Here is a 3,490-nt window from a genome sequence, read left to right as displayed (position 1 = left end):
GGAATATTCACCCCCGGTACGCAGCGATTGATAAATTCGGCGTTTTTGGCGGATTTGAGCAGAAAAATCCCGGCCAAAATCGGTTTATTGCTACCAGCCGCAATTTGACTCATAAATTTTTCCAAGCGATCGAAATCCGAAATCAGCTGACTTTGGAAAAATTGCGCCCCAGCTTGTAACTTGCGCTCAAATCGACTTTGCAATCCCGACCAACTGGGCGATTGCGGGTCAATCGCCGCACCGACAAATAAATCTGTAGCGCCATCCGTGAGGGGTTTATCGTTCCAATCAAAACCGTTATTCATTTTGTCTATTAGTTGTAGCAGACGCACCGATTCCAAATCGAAGACAGCTTTGCAGTCCGGATGATCTCCCGCTTTGACGGGATCGCCAGTCAGGGCTAGAATGTTGCGAATGCCGATCGCATGGGCTCCCATCAGGTCAGCTTGCAGTCCGATGCGGTTGCGATCTCGACAAGCTACTTGACAAATTGGCTCAATTCCGTATTGCAGTAAAATGACCGACGCCACCAGGGGACACATCCGCAACACCGCTCTACTGCCATCGGTAATATTGATAGCATGAACTCTCCCTTTGAGCATTTGCGCCATTTTTACCATGTGGGTGGGGTCGCCTCCTTTGGGTGGTGCGACTTCTGCGGTAACGAGAAATTCACCGGCTTGGATGGCGGCGCGAAAGGAAGTCAAGGGTGTTGGGGATTGGATGCTGAACATGAGTCTGATGGATGAAGGATGAGGGATGAAATTAAGCCTTTATCGAAAACTTGGGTTTAAAACCCCGTCCTTCTAGGACGGCTTTACATTTTTTTTAATCTATTATACCATAGTAGCTATAGTTTGGTAAGCATAATGTTTAAGGCTTTTAAGTACAGAATTTACCCAACAACCGAGCAAAAAGACTTGCTAGTTAAGTCTTTTGGTTGTTGCCGTTGGTTCTACAATTACAGCCTTAATCTAACGACCGAAACTTACAAAAAGACTGGGAAAGGATTAAGTAGGAATGAAATAATCAGACTACTTCCACAACTCAAGAAAGAGTATGAATGGTTGACAGAACCACCTTCCCAAATTTTGCAGCAAGTAGCCTTAGATTTGTCGAGCGCTTTTCTCAACTTCTTTGAAAAAAGAGCTAACTATCCCAACTTCAAGAAGAAACATCAAAGGCAGTCAATTAGATTCCCCCAAGGCATGAAGTTAAGCGGCGACTATTTAACACTGCCCAAACTGGGAAAAGTTTACTGCAAAGTATCCAGAATTCCAGATGGTGAGTTTAAATCTGTCACAGTTTCAATGACTCCTAGTGGTGAATTTTACGCCAATTGTTTGTATGATGATGGGAAGGGTAAGCCAGAACCAATCAAAGAGGGTAAAGCAGTAGGAATCGATTTAGGTATCACTCACTTTGCTATCACATCAGATGGAACCAAACATGGCAATCCTAAATACTACCGCAAGCATGAGAAAAAGCTAGTCTTATGCCTTCAGAGATTAGCTAAGAAGCAAAAAGGTTCAAGCAATCGTAACAAAGCAAGAATTAGGGTAGCTAAAATCCATCAAAAAATTACTAGATGTAGGGAAGATTTTCTCCACAAACTAAGTCGTAAATTAGTAGACGAAAATCAAGTCGTGGTGGTAGAGAATCTGGCAGTGAGAAACATGGTACGCAATCATAAATTAGCTAAGTCTATAGCTGATTTAGGATGGGGACAATTTTGTACCATGCTGAAATATAAAGCAGAATGGGACGGGAAAATCTACATAGAGGTAAATAGATTTTTCCCTAGTTCTAAAACCTGCAATCACTGTTTGAATCAGATGAGCGAATTACCTTTAGATATTAGAAGTTGGCGGTGTCCCAAATGCGGAACTTTACATGACTGTGACATCAACGCCGCCAAGAATATTAGAGATGAAGGTTTACGAATGTTAGAGGTAGGGCATACCTCGGTAGCTTCTGGAGAACGAGTAAGACCAAGCAAAGGCACTGCTTTTGTAAGGCATCGTTCTATGAAGGAAGAATCACCGCACCTTTAGGTCGGTGAGTGTCAAACAGTGGGAATATCGGGCAAATAACGGCAGAATAAATAAGGGAACTTTAAAACTGCGCTGCGCCAGTGTCGAACAGGCAGTAAAAACCTACGGTCTGGTTAAGTCAGTACTGATGGAAGTTCAACTGACAGACAGATCCAAAAAAATTGTCAACGTTCGCGTTCTCGATATCCAAGGAGATGTCGAAACTAACAACTTTCTCAATTTTGTCCAAACAATTAGACCGCAGCGATGAAATAATTGAGTGCGAACATAAAAAACTACAAGCAAAATTGATTAAATGGCAGTCACAACCCAACAATTAATCCAATGGAAACGCCAAGGTCGTTTAATTGTGACCCTAACAGCTTGGGATTATGCGATCGCACAGCTGTTGGATGCTGCTGGCGTTGATGTTATCCTGGTTGGCGATTCTTTGGCAATGGTCGCATTGGGTTACGAAACTACCCTGCCGCTGACGCTGGATGAAACGATCCATCACGCCAAGGCGGTGCGTCGAGGCGTACAGAAAGCTTTAGTAGTTTGCGATCTGCCGTTTTTGAGTTATCAAGAAAGTCCTCAGCAAGCAATGCACTCAGCTGGTAGGATACTGAAAGAATCGGGCGCTCAAGCGGTAAAATTGGAGGGCGGATATCCGACGATCGCGCAAACAGTTTCTTTTTTGGTACAAGCGGGAATTCCGGTACTCGGTCATGTAGGTTTAACGCCGCAATCGGTGCATAAGTTGGGTTATCGTCAGCAAGGGAAGACGCCGGAAGCTGGAGAGAGAATTTTACAAGAAGCGATCGCACTTGAAGAAGCAGGTGCATTTGCGGTAGTCTTGGAGCATATTCCAGCTGAGTTGGCATTGCAAATTACCCAAAAACTCTCAATTCCTACAATTGGAATTGGCGCTGGCCCTCACTGTGACGGTCAGGTTTTAGTTACTGCAGATTTGTTAGGACTTTCTCAAAAACAGCCGCCTTTTGCGAAATCTTATGTTAATTTGCGGGAAATTATTACGCAAGCGGTGGAAAATTTTGGTACGGAAGTCAAAGAGGGGAAATTTCCCGATTTAACTAGCTAAACGGAAAAAACATCACGAATATGTTTAGAAATAAAAATCTATTTCTTCTATGCTGGCGCTCATTTCTCGGTGAATTTCCTGTAACTGCATAAAGCAAAAAAACGCTTCTTCGTCGTTTTGCAGCCAAACGTTACACAACCACAGCTTTTGCAGGCAGAAGGCTATACCGGGACGATCGCCCATTTCGCGTTTAATTTCCAAGACCTGTCGATAGCACTCGATCGCTTGTTGATATTTTCCCAAGCGACGGTAAGTATCGCCTTGTTTGTCTAAAGCATTAGCTTGTTCTTGGCAAGCAGCCATTTCCTTAAATTTCCTGCGCCCTGAGATCGCACTTTGCTAAGTTGCTCGTTCT

Annotated in this window: 5 protein-coding genes; 3 read left to right on the top strand and 2 right to left on the bottom strand. The window is 43.7% G+C overall.

Annotated elements, in window-relative coordinates:
* Nucleotides 1-734 (bottom strand): methylenetetrahydrofolate reductase (locus tag H6S82_RS24355; RefSeq protein ID WP_191056840.1); only part of this gene is annotated, 734 nt, incomplete at its 3' end.
* A gap of 135 nt (nucleotides 735-869) precedes the next feature.
* Between H6S82_RS24355 and H6S82_RS24350 the strand changes: the two genes are divergently transcribed.
* From H6S82_RS24350 to panB, 3 genes are read left to right on the top strand one after another with little or no spacing between them, the layout of a single operon-like run.
* The gene (locus H6S82_RS24350; protein ID WP_191056839.1) at nucleotides 870-2,054 is read left to right on the top strand and encodes an RNA-guided endonuclease TnpB family protein; all 1,185 of its coding nucleotides are present in this window, start codon (nucleotides 870-872) and stop codon (nucleotides 2,052-2,054) included.
* A 4-nt stretch (nucleotides 2,055-2,058) separates the two neighbouring features.
* Complete coding sequence (locus H6S82_RS24345) at nucleotides 2,059-2,304, top strand: hypothetical protein (RefSeq protein WP_190461439.1); 246 nt, start codon at nucleotides 2,059-2,061, stop codon at nucleotides 2,302-2,304.
* A gap of 45 nt (nucleotides 2,305-2,349) precedes the next feature.
* A complete protein-coding gene (gene panB, locus H6S82_RS24340; RefSeq protein WP_190461441.1) occupies nucleotides 2,350-3,135 on the top strand; it encodes a 3-methyl-2-oxobutanoate hydroxymethyltransferase in 786 nt (261 codons plus the stop codon).
* A 24-nt stretch (nucleotides 3,136-3,159) separates the two neighbouring features.
* Here the strand turns inward: panB and H6S82_RS24335 are convergent, their stop codons facing one another.
* Nucleotides 3,160-3,438, bottom strand: a complete 279-nt coding sequence (locus tag H6S82_RS24335) for a tetratricopeptide repeat protein (protein WP_190461442.1) — start codon at nucleotides 3,436-3,438, stop codon at nucleotides 3,160-3,162.
* Nucleotides 3,439-3,490 lie beyond the last annotated feature (52 nt).

This window comes from Planktothrix sp. FACHB-1355 (assembly GCF_014748295.1).
GTDB classification, from domain to species: Bacteria; Cyanobacteriota; Cyanobacteriia; order Cyanobacteriales; family Aerosakkonemataceae; genus Aerosakkonema; species Aerosakkonema funiforme_A.
This window is presented reverse-complemented; position numbering and strand designations above follow the sequence as displayed.